At 38.3% G+C, this 16,989-nt stretch carries 15 protein-coding genes; all 15 read right to left on the bottom strand.

Annotated elements, in window-relative coordinates:
- Positions 1-90 precede the first annotated feature (90 nt).
- The 15 genes from ISU02_RS00735 to ftsW all read right to left on the bottom strand — a co-directional run bounded on the left by ISU02_RS00735 (position 91) and on the right by ftsW (position 16,988).
- Positions 91-1,422: an MFS transporter gene (locus ISU02_RS00735; RefSeq protein WP_194699864.1), complete on the bottom strand. Its 1,332-nt coding sequence runs from the start codon at positions 1,420-1,422 to the stop codon at positions 91-93.
- Between the two features lie 203 nt (positions 1,423-1,625).
- A complete protein-coding gene (locus ISU02_RS00730) occupies positions 1,626-2,963 on the bottom strand; it encodes a glycoside hydrolase family 1 protein (protein ID WP_194699863.1) in 1,338 nt (445 codons plus the stop codon).
- 3 nt (positions 2,964-2,966) lie between these two features.
- Positions 2,967-3,587 (bottom strand): TetR/AcrR family transcriptional regulator, encoded by a 621-nt coding sequence (locus ISU02_RS00725; RefSeq protein ID WP_194699862.1) that lies wholly within the window; start codon positions 3,585-3,587, stop codon positions 2,967-2,969.
- 444 nt (positions 3,588-4,031) lie between these two features.
- Entirely contained in the window at positions 4,032-5,651 is a 1,620-nt protein-coding gene (locus ISU02_RS00720) for a prolyl oligopeptidase family serine peptidase (RefSeq protein ID WP_194699861.1), read from the bottom strand.
- A 334-nt stretch (positions 5,652-5,985) separates the two neighbouring features.
- A complete protein-coding gene (locus ISU02_RS00715; protein WP_194699860.1) occupies positions 5,986-6,726 on the bottom strand; it encodes an NADPH-dependent oxidoreductase in 741 nt (246 codons plus the stop codon).
- 52 nt (positions 6,727-6,778) lie between these two features.
- Positions 6,779-7,243 carry a MarR family winged helix-turn-helix transcriptional regulator gene (locus ISU02_RS00710; RefSeq protein WP_194699859.1) on the bottom strand — a complete coding sequence of 155 codons (465 nt, stop codon included), beginning with the start codon at positions 7,241-7,243 and terminating at the stop codon, positions 6,779-6,781.
- A gap of 240 nt (positions 7,244-7,483) precedes the next feature.
- Positions 7,484-9,571: a methyl-accepting chemotaxis protein gene (locus tag ISU02_RS00705; protein ID WP_194699858.1), complete on the bottom strand. Its 2,088-nt coding sequence runs from the start codon at positions 9,569-9,571 to the stop codon at positions 7,484-7,486.
- 257 nt (positions 9,572-9,828) lie between these two features.
- Positions 9,829-10,293, bottom strand: a complete 465-nt coding sequence (nrdR, locus tag ISU02_RS00700) for a transcriptional regulator NrdR (protein ID WP_194699857.1) — start codon at positions 10,291-10,293, stop codon at positions 9,829-9,831.
- A 559-nt stretch (positions 10,294-10,852) separates the two neighbouring features.
- Entirely contained in the window at positions 10,853-11,932 is a 1,080-nt protein-coding gene (gene ftsZ, locus ISU02_RS00695; protein ID WP_194699856.1) for a cell division protein FtsZ, read from the bottom strand.
- A 264-nt stretch (positions 11,933-12,196) separates the two neighbouring features.
- Positions 12,197-12,556, bottom strand: coding sequence for a small basic family protein (locus ISU02_RS00690; protein ID WP_194699855.1), 360 nt, complete (start codon positions 12,554-12,556; stop codon positions 12,197-12,199).
- A gap of 12 nt (positions 12,557-12,568) precedes the next feature.
- On the bottom strand, positions 12,569-13,282 hold the full coding sequence (locus ISU02_RS00685; protein ID WP_194699854.1) for a DUF881 domain-containing protein: 714 nt from the start codon (positions 13,280-13,282) through the stop codon (positions 12,569-12,571).
- Between the two features lie 12 nt (positions 13,283-13,294).
- A complete protein-coding gene (locus ISU02_RS00680) occupies positions 13,295-14,005 on the bottom strand; it encodes a DUF881 domain-containing protein (RefSeq protein ID WP_194699853.1) in 711 nt (236 codons plus the stop codon).
- A 6-nt stretch (positions 14,006-14,011) separates the two neighbouring features.
- The gene (locus ISU02_RS00675) at positions 14,012-14,719 is read right to left on the bottom strand and encodes a cell division protein FtsQ/DivIB (protein ID WP_194699852.1); all 708 of its coding nucleotides are present in this window, start codon (positions 14,717-14,719) and stop codon (positions 14,012-14,014) included.
- 23 nt (positions 14,720-14,742) lie between these two features.
- Entirely contained in the window at positions 14,743-15,858 is a 1,116-nt protein-coding gene (gene murG, locus ISU02_RS00670; RefSeq protein ID WP_194699851.1) for an undecaprenyldiphospho-muramoylpentapeptide beta-N-acetylglucosaminyltransferase, read from the bottom strand.
- Between the two features lie 38 nt (positions 15,859-15,896).
- On the bottom strand, positions 15,897-16,988 hold the full coding sequence (gene ftsW / locus ISU02_RS00665) for a putative lipid II flippase FtsW (protein ID WP_194699850.1): 1,092 nt from the start codon (positions 16,986-16,988) through the stop codon (positions 15,897-15,899).
- Position 16,989: the final 1 nt, after the last annotated feature.

Genomic DNA, 16,989 nt, shown 5'->3' with positions numbered 1-16,989 from the left:
GATTTAAATCGATTTAATTTCAATCGTTCCCTTCATTTTACCATATTGAATTTAAATTTGGAAATAGGGATTTTCCAGTGGTTTTACAGATCAATTTTCACTCAATGCAGTCATTACTTTTTTATAGAACTGAGCGTCTATACTATAAGGTAAAATAATTAGAACTGATAAAATAATAAGCGCACTGGGAATAAAGGTTAGAGTACTCATGACGCCAAACAAGGCCTTACTGGATTGATTGACAGCACCAGGTATATAATCGGTTAATTCCAAGACACTCGCAACTAATATGCCGGCAATTGCCGTGGCCAGCTTCTGGCTAAAACTGTATATCGCATAGGATATGCCCTCTGCTCTAGTGCCTGTTTTCCACTCCCCATATTCGATGGTGTCAGGAATCATGGCCCAACCCATTGTGGATATTGCTGCAATGCCGAAACTGCTAATTGCAGCAAACAAGAGTACAAGGAATAACTGATCATAAGGTATAAAGTAAAAAATTATGGAACCCACCACGCCAATACACGAACCGATAATATAAGTCCCTTTTTTATCCCATTTGCGCGTTGCAAACGGAATCACTAGGTTAGAAATAAGCATGGCCAGAACAATCACACCCAAAAATATGGGCAAGAAATCACTGCGCCCTAAATTGTAAGTCACATAGTAAATGGCCGCAGTTTCACGAATAAAAATAGCCATATTGCCAACAAGCGAGGCCAAAGTGACAATTAATAGCGGTTTATTTTGAAGCAGTAGCGGCCAAATATCTTTCATGCGATACGTTTCATTACTCTTTCGGGTTGTTGCCACGGATACATTGGTATATCTAAAGCACAATTGAAAAAATAAAAAAGCAAGTCCACCAAAGAGCACAGAAACAAAAAAATACCCTCTGTCCGGTGTGGCAAACGAAGATACAAAGGGCTCCGTTACAACAGAAACAATGATCACGCCAATCAGCATAAAAATCATTCGAATAGATGATAATGCTGTTCTCTCTTGTGGTACATCTGTCAATGAAGCCGTCAACGATGAATAGGGAATGTTCACAAGCGTATAAAGCATACCCCAGAGGATATAAGTGATCCCTGCATACAACACTTTGCCATTTGAAGATAATTGAGGCACATAGAACATTGCAATGGTTGCAAATGCCAGTGGCAATGAACCATATTTTATGTACACCCTCGCCTTGCCGTGTTTTGATTTTGTCTTATCCATAACCAGCCCCATCATGGGGTCATTGATGGCATCCCATAGTCTTGCAATTAAGAAGATAAACCCTGCAGAAATTGCAGATATGCCAAGAACATCCGTATAAAAAAACAGAAGATAAATCACTGTCATTTGAAATAATAAGTTGCTTGCCAAATCACCAAACCCATATGCAATTTTCGTCTTCATGCTCAATGTCTTCACTTATATCCCCTCCATATTTTATGTGCCTTGCTCTATTTTAGATACCATGCTCTATTTAGATTATCCTACTCTATTTAAAAGATCGTCCCCTGTTCGGATTATCATGCCTTGTTCGGAATCTCATGATCCGTTTGGATTATCATGCTCGTCTTGGATTGTCATGTTCGCCTTGAATCGTATTATCCTATTGGCATTATAAGGTTTTACCTTAACGCTCCTGCATCAGAAGATGTATCGATATACTGCTCTATAAGGTTTGCCCCTATTTTTTTGGTTTGGCAAATTTGAGCATACACTTTGCCACTTGAGCGAATGCTTCTCTCTAGAGTTTTATAATTGACTTCAATAAGACCAAATCGTGGGCCATAACCATCATGCCATTCCAAGTTGTCCAAAAGCGACCAGTAATAATATCTTCTTATGTCAACACCAGCCTCAATTAGAAAATGTACTTGTTCCAAATGAGTTATAATGAACTTTGTTCGCTTCTGATCTTGCGAATCCGGTATGCCATTTTCGGTTATATAAATGGGTAATGCATATTTTCTGTAGACTTTCTCCACAACTTCGTATAGCCCTTTTGGATAGATTTCCCACCCCATGTCGTTGAGGCTCTCATCCGTCAAACCTGCTTTAAACTTGATTTCACCAAAGAGCATGCCAGGATTAAACTTAAAGTGAATCATATGTCTGGAATAGTAATTGATCCCTATAAAATCGCAAAATATGCCCTTTCCATGAGGATAACCGTGCCCAATTGGAAAAGCCAATTGACCTTCTACCATGCCCTTCAAGAACAATGTATGAAAAGCATAATCCAATATATTTCTGCTCATCTTTGTAAACGGATCTTTTTTTGCACTTTCAAAATAGGCAAGATGATGTACCATGCCCACCATCGTATCGCTATAGCCCATTTCAGTTCTCATCTTGTGAATGAGCTGGTAAGACTCCAAATGCGCCAAAATCAAATGCTTTGATGCCTTAAAATAGGCTTTCATATCCCCCTTTTTGCCCGGCGGGAAATTGCCGTCCATATAAGAATCGTTCACCAATACGTTGGGCTCATTAATAGTACAGTATTCATTGACTAAATCTCCAATGGACTCGATCACTTTTTTGACAAATCGTGTGAAATAGAAGACACATTTATCATGGGTCCATGCACCTATGGCTTCAAACCATTGAGGCTGTGAAAAATGGTGCAATGTGACAAGTGGCTCAATCCCCGCCTCTATCAACAACGTCAACTCTTGTCGATAGTGTTTGATACCTTCTTCAGACCATATGCCCTCTTCAGGTTCAATACGGCTCCACTCTATACTCATGCGATAGACTTCTTGATGCAGTTGCTTCATCAGATCAATATCTTCTCTATAGCGATTATAGTGATCTGCCGCAACAATTGAACTCTCTTGATTGGCTATCCTTCCTTGGAGTCCCCAGTGGTACCAATTGCTGTTTAAATCCCCACCTTCAATTTGAGTTGCTGCGGTGGCACTGCCTAATTTGAATGTACTTGGTAAATTAAACGGTTTCATAACTTACTCCTTTAATGCCATAATATATAGATGTACTTGATTCATGATAAGTGTCACGCCAGAGATCCCATATTCAGCTTCCATAATATGGCCTCTAAGTGCAATGCGTTGAGCAAAACTCCATAATACATTAGAGATCGTCGCCACCATCAACTCAATGTCAACCAGCGGCTTTATCGAACCGTCCTCAATGCCAGTTGCTATAATATTTTTAATAAAATCATCCGATTTTAAAATGATTCCATTAAAAGCATCCTTTTCATCTTGTGAGGGTTTTCCCTCACCATCATCTCTAAAATAAAAATCGAATTCACCGAGATATTTGAGTTCCAAAATTCGACTTGTCATATATTCAATTAATTGACTTAAAAATGACTCTAGTAGTTCAATTCCTTTACCTTCTAATTTTAAAAAAGTTTCACTCTGAAAATCATTCCACTCATTGATTAAAAGTATCGCCGTTTCATAAGCCAAATCTTCTTTCGTCTCAAAATGTCTGTAAAGTGTTCTCCGCGTTATGTTACAGGCACTTGCAATATCAGTCATCACTGTATTGAAAAGGCCTTTTTCCAAAAAAGTATGCTTTGCACCTTCTATAATCATCTTCTGTTTATCTGTTTTCATCGCTCTCTCCACAAGGTAAAATACAAATGACACACTGTGTGACATTTTCTACATTTTATCAATTGTCACACAGTGTGTCAAGTCATTGTCTGCCAAAACGCTTTTTTGGCTGACACGTTTTCGTCTATTCGCTTAGAGCAGGTTGAACATTCCTGACTCTAAGCTGGACGAAAACTAATGTGTATCATTGTCTGCCAAAACGCTTTTTTGGCTGACACGTTTTCGTCTAATCGCTTATAGCAGGTTGAACATTCCTGACTCTAAGCTGGACGAAAACTAATGTGTATCATTGTCTGCCAAAACGCTTTTTGGCTGACACGTTTTCGTCTATTCGCTTAGAGCAGGTTGAACATTCCTGACTCTAAGCTGGACGAAAACTAATGATAAAAGCCATCATTCGCGGTTTGGTGGGATTGCGAATGATGGCACTTTATATGGTATCTTTTATTTTGATTGATCGGCAAGCCATTCGAAGAGCGTAACTTCTTCACCTTCAATGGTCTCAACACACTCGTTATTCAAAGCATAAACCCATGAAAAATGCCCCATGTATTCATATGGATCTACACCATTTTGTGCTTTATACATGCCTGAGGTATCCACGACTTTATCAAATCGACTGTAGTGGACGTTCATAGCACCTAAGCTTTTCAATTGATCATAAAGTGCATTAGAGAAATCCTTTTTTAAAATTGGCATGCCATCTGCATCTTTTTTAACAATGACGTTATGCTGAGCATCCAATTCACCTTCTGCTATGGCAACGACTCCATCTGAAAGCGCATGTGTCAACCAGATTGGCATCTTCTTAATGGCTTCAAGTCTATCCTCAGTCAACCACTCTGCACTATAAGCCTCACAAATTGGAAAAGCAGCAGCAAAATAATCTGGATAGTTGATGATCATATTTACAGTCATATAGCCGCCATTTGAACAGCCACCTATATAAATCCTGTCCTTATCGATTTCAGGATGCTCCGAGACGTACTGATCTATCAACGCCATGAGCGCCTCTTGGTAATAGGATTTACCATCACTATTTTCAATTGTATTGTTATAAATGCCTGTACCATCATAGTCCATCCACATGGTTGGTGACTGTGGCACAAGAACATAGCTCCCTGTTTCACCAAATAATTTTTGAATTTTATCTGTGGCCAAGTTGACAACTTTATTCCCTAGGAGTGGAATCGTCGTGTCGTTGCCTCCTTCACCTGCGCCATGTAACCATATGATCAAAGGATTCTTACCGGTTTCCTTAGATGCCGTTTTAGGAGTATAGGATGCATACAAGAGCTTAATATTACTGTATTCAAAACTTTGATTATTTTCAAATTCATCTGCCACCAGCTTGACATCTTTAGAGTATGCGTCGTCATCTGTTGGTATCATGACCACCTTCTCCCCTTCTTGTGAAGTCAATGTAGTCCCTGGATTGAGACTAATTCTATAACGTATTTTAACATATTCATTTTTGGAAGTGAGCATATTGTAATTAAGAGGTGATGTTTCAACACGTTGTGGCCCAACAGCCATTTCAAGTGTTACAAAATCACCGTTCTCCATTGGCATCCCGTTTGCATCTGATTTATAGATGTGCGTTACAGGGCATGTGACTTCATGAGCAGTCACTTTATCATCATAACTAAATGTTGTAAAATCGAAATCCTTAAAATATCGAATGGATTTCACATCGAAAGTATTTATAGATAGAGATTCAGCATCTATCGGCATGCCAAAATCCAGTACAATTTTTCCAATTGCAGGTCCCCAATCAAAACCTTCCGTAATGGTTTTATAGTGGACATTCGCAAGTGTTTTAGAGGCGCCTTCACTTGGATCTGCTATTTTTTTTATTAAAAGAGGGAGCCACTTGCCTAAGCCATCCTCAGCATTTTGATTGATAAATGTCACCCACGCCTCAGGATTTTCAGTTTTTTCATAGAGAATTTTCAAAACTTCCTCATCGATATTCCCCGTATTTTCCTCTGCCATAGATACGCCTCCAACCATTGTCAGTAGTAATAAAAAGCTCAAAATAACCACATAGATTTGTGTTTTCATCATATTCCCCCTTATATTATATCACTCATCATCTAATAACTCACATATTGAACGATTTGGGACATCGTTTCTGAAGTCATCTAAACATCAGTTCATGACCTCTTGATGGATCACCCCTCCCTTCTTCACCTATAGGAAAAAATAAAAAAGACCAAGGGAATAAGCCACGGTTATCTAACCGTAGTTCTTCCTCTGGTCTTGCCTAAAAACTAGTCACAATCCACTATCAATATGTTTACATTATATCCATAGATTATCACTTTAAATTTAGCCTGTCAATTCAGTTATAGCGATATATTCAGACAATTGTAATTAAAGCACATTTGCAACGGCTCTATTTATCATTTTTAAACCCTTGATTTTTTAGAACAGGGTGAACCTTTGGAAAATAGACGCTCTTATAAACACTAGATGTAGCTACGCTCCAATTAACTTCTTGTTCACGTCCAATTTCTTTTAAATAAGGCACCATTTCCGCATCGTAACTTTCAATGGCCTCTTTTAAGCCTTCTACCTGATATTTCTCATCAAATTTGAAAGTTTCAAAGGGCATCCTTGGTTTTTTATGCGATCTATCTTTAGGGTATCCCACTGCAAGTGCTGCCACTGGGAAAGTATACTTTGGCAGTTCTAACAATTCAATCATTTGAGCGGGATCTCTGCGAATGCCCCCTATTGGAACAATGCCAAGGCCCAGTGATTCTGCTGCGATAATAGCAGCCCCCATATTCAGTCCCACATCGACTGCTCCAACCAATGTTCCTTCAACACTTTCATGAATAACTTGTTCCAAATTATTTTTTTGAGCACCTAAATGCGTCTTATAAAAATCTGCTACAAATACCATCAAAACTGGCGCGTCGTCAACCCAAGTTTGTCCACCAGCTAAAGCTGCAATTTTTGCTTTCTTAGCCTTATCTTGTACGACAATTACCGATGTTTGTTGTCCATTGATTGAATTCGGCATGGATTGAGCTGCTTTCAAAATTTCGCGAATTGTTGCTTCATCAATTTTCTGATCTAAAAAACTTCTAATGGATCTATGATCCTGTATTTTTTTTATGGTCTCGTTCATTATGTTACCTCCTTTAATCCTATCTTTATGAATACATTATTTTTTTTTGATACTACTTCAGTGCTATATCCCCATCTCCTAATTGCCCGAGCAATTTGTTTGTCAACTTTATAAATGTTTCTGTTTCTGTTTCTGTTAAAATATTTCGATAGCGTGCATGTAAGTCATCCCATGCCTTGACAATATCTGGTTGTAAAGCCATGCCCTTTTCAGTCTTGGAAATAAAGATATTCTTCCCTTCAGATTTTCGACTGATCAGATGCATCCTCTCCAATTTCTCAACAAAGCGTGTAATTGTCGAAGGCGTTAAATGCAATAATTCACCAACTTCTTTTTGATGAATTTCACCTCTTGAATTCACTAAATTTAAAAGAAAAGCATGGCTTGGGGATAACCCCGTCTTATTAAAAGCTTCGTCAGCTATTTTTTTAAATGCCCTTGCCAGTTTTGTAGATGAAAAAAATAAACAACTCTCCAAATTACAACTGTGCCCATCTGAAATACATTTTTTATCCAACACATCACCCCGTTTGTTTGTACATACAACTATATCAAAGAGCCTTTCTTCTGTCAATTCAAAACAACGTGATTTTATAATCTTCACATTTTGTTTTCTTATTACAGCAATATAAAGGGCTCAAATATACATATCTTTCAATAAAGTATTAGCCTATTTGAACCCTTGTAAATTTTTTGTGTCGATGATGAATATATTTCTATGCTCCATCACTCCATTACAATTTAGAAAATAGAGCTGTTATAATTTGAAATTATCCGTTTCACTTAATAAGTGTTCCACATTTTGTTTAGAGGCTTCTATTTTGATGATCATTTCGGATGAGCTCTGATTGATATCACTTACTTTCATAGCAATGTCAGTGGTGCCATTTGCCCCTTCATTTGCCGCATTTGAAATACCGTCAATCGTTGCCAATATGCTTTCCACAGAGGCCAATAGTGCTTCAGACGTTGCACTGAATTCGCCTACTAATGCCTCTACATGTGTGGCATCTTCATTATAGGAGTCTGCAACTTCTAGCATGCCCTTATAATCTTGGTCTATATCCGTCGATACATAGGTCAAAAGGTCATTTGAACTCTCAGATAAATTGGCAACCGATGAAATCACTTTAGTTGTGATCTCTTGTATTTCAAGAACTGTATTTTTTGACTGCTCCGCTAAGTTTCTGATCTCATCTGCCACCACAGAAAAGCCTCTTCCAGCTTCACCAGCTCTTGCCGCTTCTATTGCGGCATTTAGCGCCAATAGATTTGTTTGATCTGTAATCTTCATGATTGATTCAGACAGTATATTGATTTGATCTACAACTTTTGACTCTTGTATTGCAGATTCTAACTGCACCTTAGTTTTTTTCAGCATCCATTGCGCTTTTTTTTGCGCCTCCAAAACATCTTGCTGTGTCTTTTCTGCACGCAAGCTGATCTCGCCTGCCACCTGAGCCCCTTGTTGTGCACGATCTGCCAATGAATGGACGGATCTTTCAATTTCATGAGAAGTTGTAGACATTTGATCTGACGCCGCTGCGGTTTCTTCCATGCTGGCTGCAAGTTCTTCTGTTGTTGATGAAACCTCTTCCAAATTGAGTTTTAGCTCATGCATATCTGTTTTGACACGATCTACATGGATTTCTATATCTCTAGAATCACTCTTAATACTATCCACAAGGATCTTAAGAGATTCTTTCATTCGGTCAATGCTTCCCACAATAATACCAATTTCATCTTTACGATTCAGGTAACGTGGATTGATCTCCACTCTAAAATCGCCATTCGCTATTGTATTCAAATATTCCGATGATTTTTTTATGGGAATTGAAATCGTCTTCGACATAATAGAGAGCATAACTGCCGCAATTGCTAATAATATGAGACCTATGAGACCATTGCGCTTATAAGAATTGTATATAAAGTTCATGGCTTCCTTTTGGGATTCAACAGTTATAACTGCCCATTTTTGAGATTCACCTGGCAATTCAATACTGCTATATGCGCTAATAACCGCCCTATCTTCCTGATCCGTATAGATTTCTACACCACTTTCTCCTTCTAAGGCACTTGCTGTAATTCTTTTTAAAGCGTCTGGAATATCAATTGGTTGCTCTTCAGTCAGCTGATTCCCCTTTTCATCTTTAACCACTTCCCCGTTTGAATCTAATTTCAATATAGTTTTATGGCCTTTTACATAATTATAGAGCTCTGATACCTGCATTCTATCTGGATGTGCGATTACGACCCCCTCACCATCCATTATATAGGCAAATTTTGACCCAACACTCAATTTATCCACGATTTCTTGGAGGGCATCTAATTTAAGGTCGGCTCCCATGACGCCATTTAACTGATTTTGATCATTATAAATAGGCAAAATAATTGAAGTCACTGGCATATTGCCACTTAGGGAAAAATACGACTTGCTGACAAAGGGCTTTTCATTTGCCAACATCTGTTTAAACCACCATCGATTAGAGCGATCTCCTAGAGTTCCACTTGACCTTGCAGTCTGCATACCGTCTATGCCTTGTATGTACAATAAATCAAAATAGTCATTTTTACTCGCAATATTTTTGAGCATATCCACTTGACTAGCAGCATTAAACGTACTCACGTCATGATTTATCGCCACTGCTTCTGACAAAACATAGGCTTTGTCAATAAAGGCATTTACTTGATCCGAAATTATCGTTGCAAGTGTCATATTGTTTTCTAATAATTCTTTTTCGTATTCTTTAGAAAAATAATATCCATTAATGAGATTGGATAAAAAAAATAAAACCGTAATCAATGCTAATGTAATCGTAATTAACTGTGTTCTTATGGATTTCATAAGTTTTTCCCCCTTTTTATCTTTTAGCTCTTGATCTTTTGGATCGAATTTTATTTTTTCAACAACATTGGGCCATCATCCGATGCCTCAAAGCAATTTTCGCTGACGCTGCTTAAGGGTGAACATTCCTCATCACAGCTTTCGGCTCAAATCTTGCTGCATAAAAAAACAAGTATACATTAGTATACTTGCTTCGCTACATATTCCTACATAAAGTGACGAAAAACCACATTATTTTCCAATATGTTTTTATATAATTATCCGTTCGTCTTTTCATTCAATAATTTCGTGAGTTCATTGACAAATGTATTGATGTCTTTAAATTGTCTGTAAACTGAAGCAAATCGAACATAAGCAACTTCATCAAGATCTTTAAGACCTGACATCACGAGCTCTCCAATCCATTCAGACTCAATTTCTTTTTCCATGGAACTGTGTAATCTGGTTTCAATTTGATCAATCATCTGTTCCATTTGTTCCATTGAAACGGGCCTTTTCTCACAAGCTCTTATGATGCCATTCAACACTTTCATGCGATTGTATGACTCCCTATTGCCATCTTTTTTAACAATGATAATTGGAATTTCTTCAATTTTTTCATAAGTGGTGAATCTCTGTTTACAGTTGATGCATTCTCTTCTTCGTCTGATTACATGACCGTCATCTGTCGGTCTAGAGTCGATGACTTTAGATTCAAGACTACTGCAATAAGGACATTTCATACATTTCACCTCACCATTTATTTTTTTTGTTTTATCCCGTCGAAAAGATATTCAAAGCTCAGTCCGCTACGCTACCTTCGTAACCCTTGCGCAATCCGCAATCTACATGACTTCAAGTCGTAAGGTCTTACTCAGTCCGCTGCGCTACCTTCGTAACCCTTGCGCAATCCACAACCTACATGACTTCAAATCGTAAGAGGTCTTACTCAGTCCGCTACGCTACCTTCGTAACCCTTGCGCAATCCACAACCTACATGACTTCAAGTCGTGAGGTCTTACTCAGTCCGCTACGCTACCTTCGTAACCCTTGCGCAATCCACAACCTACATGACTTCAAATCGTAAGAGGTCTTACTCAGTCCGCTACGCTACCTTCGTAACCCTTGCGCAATCCACAACCTACATGACTTCAAGTCGTGAGGTCTTACTCAGTCCGCTACGCTACCTTCGTAACCCTTGCGCAATCCGGTAGGATTGCATTCAGTGGGCGTCCTGACGCCCATTGAATAGGGGCTTCGCCCCTCAAGGGTTATAAAAACAAAACCTTGCGAGAAGCAAGGTTATCTTTTTTTTCTTAAAAATGTTGGAATGTTAAATGTGTCGTCTTCGTTGGTCTCTGCTTCAACTTGTTGTACTTTTACAGGTTCAGTTTTTACGGGTTTGACTTCGACTTTGGGTTCAATTTTAGCCGTTTCAAAACCAGTTGCAATTACAGTTACTGTGATTTCGTCTTTTAAAGACTCGTCAATAACAGCACCCATAATGATATTGGCATCTGGATCTGCTTCTCTGTAAACAAGATCTGCCGCCTGTTGAATTTCCATCATACCTAACGATTTGCCACCGCGAATATTAAGTAGTATACCCTTTGAACCTCGTATTGAAGTTTCAAGTAATGGACTATGAATCGCCTGATTCGTCGCGTCGATCGCTCGATCGTCACCACTTGAAGAACCAATACCCATATGTGCAAGTCCCTGTTCAAACATAATCGTCTTAACATCGGCAAAGTCAACATTGATCAACCCTGTCTCAGTAATTGTATTTGAAATACCTTGGACCCCTTGTCTTAAAACATCATCCGCTATGGTAAATGCATCTAAAATAGAAGTTCTCTTTTCAACGATTTCAAGAAGACGGTCATTCGGAATCGTAATCAGTGTATCTACTTTACGCTTTAGTTCCTCAATCCCCTCTTCAGCATGTTTCATTCTTCTCTTGCCTTCAAAAGAAAATGGTTTTGTGACAACGCCAACGGTCAGTATGCCCATTTCTTTAGCAATCTCAGCAACAATTGGTGCAGCACCAGTACCTGTACCGCCACCCATACCAGCAGTAATAAAGACCATATCTGCACCTTGAAGCGCTTGATAAATATCATCTCTACTCTCTTCAGCAGCTTTCTTGCCTACCTCAGGATTTGCGCCAGCACCTAAGCCTCTGGTTAATTTTTCGCCTATTTGTAACTTGTATTCTGCAGCAGAGCTGTATAATGCTTGCTTATCTGTATTAATCGCAATAAACTGAACGCCTTTAAGATTGGACTTAATCATTCTATTAACAGCGTTATTACCCCCGCCACCAACACCAATTACTTTAAGCTGGGCAAATTCTTCAACAGCAACATCAAATTCTAACATGAAAATCCTCCTTTTCCCGCAAAGTAATAATTAATAGGTGTTTACATCTCGTTTCTCTATTAAATAAACCGTATTTCTCTATATATGATTTAACAACACTAATCCTCAGATGTAAAATTGTAAAATCATAAGCTTTTATCCATATCTATTGTTTGAAAAGCCTATAATTCCACTACATATAGTATATACTCTTTTAAGTTTTTTGGGAATATTTTTTTTTAAAAAATCGCTTTTTTTTCGTGTTTTCAACTGTTTTAGGTCTTATTACTTATGTTTTTCTCGACTTTTAGCCCTAAATCGATCAATTGAATAGTGTCTTATGCTTCCAATGTTGTTAAACAACCTAGTACCAAAGACAAAAATAGCCGCGTAATAGATTGGAACACCTAGCTTATCACCAAGATACGAAAGTGCAATTGCCAGTACGGCATTGACCACAAAACCTGTGACAAAGATGACGCTGTCAAATTTATCTTCAAAACTTGACCTCAACGCGCCGAGGATAGAATCTATTGCCGCCAAAATGCCAACTGAAATATAGAGCGAAGAAATTGTTGCAAACTCAAAGGGAATATAAAGTCCTATAAAGATCCCTAAAATTATACCCAAAATTGCAATTATCATTTTAACCTTCCTTTACTGAATCGCGTATTGATTTTCCATGGTGCCTTCATATGCAGGTATCGAAACATTGATGGATGTATTAACTTCTACAAAAACACCCCATTTTCTAAGGCTTTCACTAAAACTTCCGGGTTCGTTAATTGCACTTTCAAGGTATTTTCGATCACCGATCGCTTTAATCACGAAGGGCACCGCAAAAACTTGATCATTGATCTTAATCGTCGGCCCAGTACATTGAATTTCTGATTTATTAAAAATAACACGTTGATCATTGATGGAAATGGCCTCAGCACCGGCATTTCTTAAATCATCTACCATAGCCCTAATGTCAATATCATGCACCGTAACGACATCTGGTCTCTCGTTTTCATAAAGCTCCCTCGTACCGTCAGTTACGATAATCACAATACCTGGTCCCTCAACATTGGTGAGTCCTGCAACTTTTTTTGTATTTTCAATTTCAAGTTGCAAAACATTTTCATAGTCAATGCTGACATCCGTTCTCGCCTTTTGAAACTCATCTATTTTGACTTTTAAACTATCTGCTTTTGCTCTGAGCTGAACAAGCTCTGCATTTTGGCTTTCAAGTTCTATGCTATTGGCATACATCTCTTTGATGGACATGTACTTATAACCAGAATTCACTGCTCGGAATTGCATTGTCGATAAGATGCCTAAGAGAACAGTCAGAGCAAACATCTTCTTTTGAAATGATGTTAATTTCATAGATTCACCTTTCTACTTAACTGTGTTGGCATATTTAAATTTATATGTGCCATTGAAAGCTGGAACCTCTATATTTTCAACTGGTTTTACCTCCACGTAATAGCCTCTATCTCTTATACTCTCAATGATTCCAAAACGCATGTTTAAAGCACCATCCATGGTCTTGGAATTGCCAATCCCCTTGATGATAAACGGCGGTGAGATCGGGATCGTATTGACATTCATCTGTGAGCCTGCCAATCTAACCTCTGTGCTATTGATCACACGTTGTTCATTAATGGAGATGGCCTCGGCACCCGCTGAATTGAGCTCATTTAACAGTTCCAAAATCAATTTATAATCGTAGGCTATATTGAGCTCCAAGCCGTAACTGCCATCTGTAGGCGGATTATCAATCGTCACTAAAATACCTTGTCCAGCCACTTTTGTCCGCCCTGAGAAAGCCTTGAATTTATTGAGTTCATCCGTGAGATTTTTTACAATTGCACTTTCTTCTGAGGCAGACCCTTGAATCGCTTCAAGCTGTTTTTCTAAATTTTCTACTTCTTCAATAAGAGCTTTCTTTTCAGCTTTAACAGTTGCCATCTCATTGAGAATTTCAGTTGTCTTTTGAGTTGGTGTCGAACCGTCAAGGTAAGTGCCCTGAATAAACTTCATTTGAAAGGCTATAAATACACCTAAAATGACACACGCAACACCAATCCATATTTTGTCTGTTTTCATAGTTACCTACTCTCCAAATGGTCTATAGACAGGTAATCCGTCAGTACTGACATCAACGACACCGTCTGTAATATTTTCATTTAACAACGCTTCATAAATTGCTACAAAAGCATTAAATCGCATTTCAATATTTTCACCATTTCCAAATTTTACAGTAATATTGCCAATTTTTATTTTAATGTTGTTGTCTTCATATTGAATCACATTGTAGTAATTGAACGCACTTCGATCCATAAGTTCAATCAAATCCACGATATTGGCAAGTACATATTCTTGCCCGACATCTATTTTCTTGCCCGTTGAAAAACCGTTAAATGTGAAACCTTCAACTGTATACCCATTGTCTTCGTCTTCTAACACTTTTAAAACATCCAAATTTCGATCAAGAGATAAAATAATATCGGAGTACTTTAAATTAAAGTAGTGTGTTTTGTAAGTCAAATTGAAAATAACTTGATCTGGGAAATTTCGATTGACCACGGCTTCTTTGACAAAGGGATGCTTTAACAATCCCTCTCTGGCTTTTTGAAGATTCACTTGCCAATATGCATCTCCATAATGAATGTCAGAATACCTTTGAAGTTCATAGATGTCAAGTTCTTCGCTTTGATTGTAGAGTATCGCTTTAATGGTCAATAAATCCGTTTGGAAAACCAAATAGTAACCTCCAAAACAGATCACGCCCAAAAGTAAAATCCACTTAATTTTCTTCATCTAGAAGTACTCCATACGCTTATTTATATTTCATGTTCCTTGAGCAATAGCCCAATTTCGTTCATAATTGCATCCAATGGTTTAATGTGTTCTATTTTATCGCAATTACATCTCATAATTTCAAGTTTTGACGGTTCTGCATAGAAATTTAGAATCGTATGTTCCATCAACTCTGTATTCAAATCTTCCTCTTTAATGATGATGCCCATACCGTTTCGATCCACTACTTTTGCATTGTGAAACTGATGGTTGTTGGCTACATTGGGAGATGGAATTACAATTGCTGGCGTTCTTGCCGCTATAATTTCATTTATGGTTGAGGCCCCTGCCCTTGAAATCACCAAATCCACTGCATTGAGATAAATCGGCATTTCCTTCATGAAACTGATCAGTTTAAAATTCTTGCCCACCGTGTATTGCCCAGCCTTTATTTTTTCATTAATATTTTCAAAATAACGGTTGCCAGACACGTGAAAAATTTTAATTTTAGGATATTCGACCAACGCAGCATAAGTTTCCATCATCACCTGATTTAATTTTAAGGCGCCATTGCTGCCGCCAACAGTCATTATGACAAATTCATCTTTTGCAATGCCAAGTCTTTGTCTTGCATAATCTCTACTCACCGTATGGAAACTCTCCAGTACAGGCAAACCAGTGAAAACGACCTTCTCTTTGTGTTTAAAATGGGCTCTAGCTTCTTCAAAAGTAACCAATATTCGATCCACAAAACGACTCAAAATTTTATTAGTCATCCCTGGAAAGGCATTCTGCTCATGTATAATCGTTGGAATCCCCATAAGCGCCCCTATCATAACTATGGGCCCAGCCACATAACCGCCTGTTCCAATAATGAGGTCAGGTTTGAATCGCTTGATTTCCCTTCTAGCCTGAAAAAGACCTTTTATCAATACACCTAAAGCCTTGATTGTCTTCGGTGAAATTTTCTTGTTAAGTGGTGCCACATCAATTTGTCTAAAAGCAACCCCCGTCTTGGGTACAATGTCTTTCTCCATCCCAAGCTTAGCACCCATATATAAAATATCGATACCTTTGTACTCTATCTTCAACCGCTCTGCAATGGAAAGTGCTGGATAAATATGACCGCCTGTACCCCCACCTGTAATCATTACTTTCATAGATTGTCTCCATTTTTTATCATATTATTGAATGTACATTAACCACGATTTGAACAGTGTTTAGATATATTGAGCAATATCCCCACTGAGCCCATCAATATAACCAAACTCGTACCGCCCATACTGATGAACGGAAGTGAGATTCCTGTTGCAGGCATTGATGAGGTTGCAACTGCATAATTCATAATCACCTGTAACGTCAACATAGCCGTGATCCCAGTCGCCATAAAAAAAGAAAAGCGGTCTGGTGCATTCATAGCAATTTTAACACAACGGTATATTAATATCAAAAAAAATACAAGGAGCAGTACAGTGCCAATAAATCCGAGTTCTTCTCCAATAGTGGCCAGTATAAAGTCGTTTTGAGGCTCTGGAATATAGAGTTTGTTCTGTGTACTCATGCCGAGTCCCACACCTCTAACACCGCCAGTACCAAGTGCATACAGTGATTGAACAACTTGATATGAATCATCTGTTGGATCATGAAAAGGGTCCATAAAAGACGTCCATCTGCGCATTCTGTAAGGTGCAGATTTAACCAGTGCCCATGCTATGGCACTTCCCCCTAACAGTACAGTAAGCGTATATCGCCAATAAAGCCCTGCCACAAACAGCATAATGCAAAGAATTCCAGCTATAATGACAGCGGTACTCATATTGGGCTGTTTCATTACCAAGAAACCACAAATGCCTATAATGCCTACATAGGTCCCCAGCACCGGCAGTTCGTTGAGCCGCGTGTAATTTTTTTCAAGACTGTACGAAAAAAACAAAATCAATCCGATTTTTGCAATTTCAGCAGGCATAAAGGACTGTTCGCCAATATAGATCCATCTTTTGGCATGGTTGATCTCAGTCCCAAACAACAGGACATAAACCAACAAAACAAGACTGACAATCAATGCTGGAATAGCCAGTTTTTTATAGGATTTATAATTTACTTGTGAAGCCACTAGCATCACCACAACACCAACACTAACCCATCTTATATCTGCTAGAAAAAAGTGCGTTTTATTTTGCATTTTCTCTATAGCATAGTAATAACTTGAGCTAAAAACCATGAGTAGGCCAAATGCTGCGAGCAGTAACGTCACAATTAAAAGTGTATAGTCTATTCTATTCGTCTTCATC

Source organism: Fusibacter ferrireducens, assembly GCF_015352425.1.
GTDB classification, from domain to species: Bacteria; Bacillota; Clostridia; order Peptostreptococcales; family Acidaminobacteraceae; genus Fusibacter_A; species Fusibacter_A ferrireducens.
This window is presented reverse-complemented; position numbering and strand designations above follow the sequence as displayed.

Bases quoted from the DNA above. Each gene is read 5' to 3' on its own strand.
- ISU02_RS00730 (WP_194699863.1), bottom strand. From the start codon at position 2,963: ATGAAACCGTTTAATTTACCAAGTACATTCAAATTAGGCAGTGCCACC.
- ISU02_RS00725 (WP_194699862.1), bottom strand. From the start codon at position 3,587: ATGAAAACAGATAAACAGAAGATGATTATAGAAGGTGCAAAGCATACT.
- ISU02_RS00720 (WP_194699861.1), bottom strand. From the start codon at position 5,651: ATGAAAACACAAATCTATGTGGTTATTTTGAGCTTTTTATTACTACTG.
- ISU02_RS00715 (WP_194699860.1), bottom strand. From the start codon at position 6,726: ATGAACGAGACCATAAAAAAAATACAGGATCATAGATCCATTAGAAGT.
- ISU02_RS00705 (WP_194699858.1), bottom strand. From the start codon at position 9,571: ATGAAATCCATAAGAACACAGTTAATTACGATTACATTAGCATTGATT.
- nrdR (WP_194699857.1), bottom strand. From the start codon at position 10,293: ATGAAATGTCCTTATTGCAGTAGTCTTGAATCTAAAGTCATCGACTCT.
- ftsZ (WP_194699856.1), bottom strand. From the start codon at position 11,932: ATGTTAGAATTTGATGTTGCTGTTGAAGAATTTGCCCAGCTTAAAGTA.
- ISU02_RS00690 (WP_194699855.1), bottom strand. From the start codon at position 12,556: ATGATAATTGCAATTTTGGGTATAATTTTAGGGATCTTTATAGGACTT.
- ISU02_RS00685 (WP_194699854.1), bottom strand. From the start codon at position 13,282: ATGAAATTAACATCATTTCAAAAGAAGATGTTTGCTCTGACTGTTCTC.
- ISU02_RS00680 (WP_194699853.1), bottom strand. From the start codon at position 14,005: ATGAAAACAGACAAAATATGGATTGGTGTTGCGTGTGTCATTTTAGGT.
- ISU02_RS00675 (WP_194699852.1), bottom strand. From the start codon at position 14,719: ATGAAGAAAATTAAGTGGATTTTACTTTTGGGCGTGATCTGTTTTGGA.
- murG (WP_194699851.1), bottom strand. From the start codon at position 15,858: ATGAAAGTAATGATTACAGGTGGGGGTACAGGCGGTCATATTTATCCA.
- ftsW (WP_194699850.1), bottom strand. From the start codon at position 16,988: ATGAAGACGAATAGAATAGACTATACACTTTTAATTGTGACGTTACTG.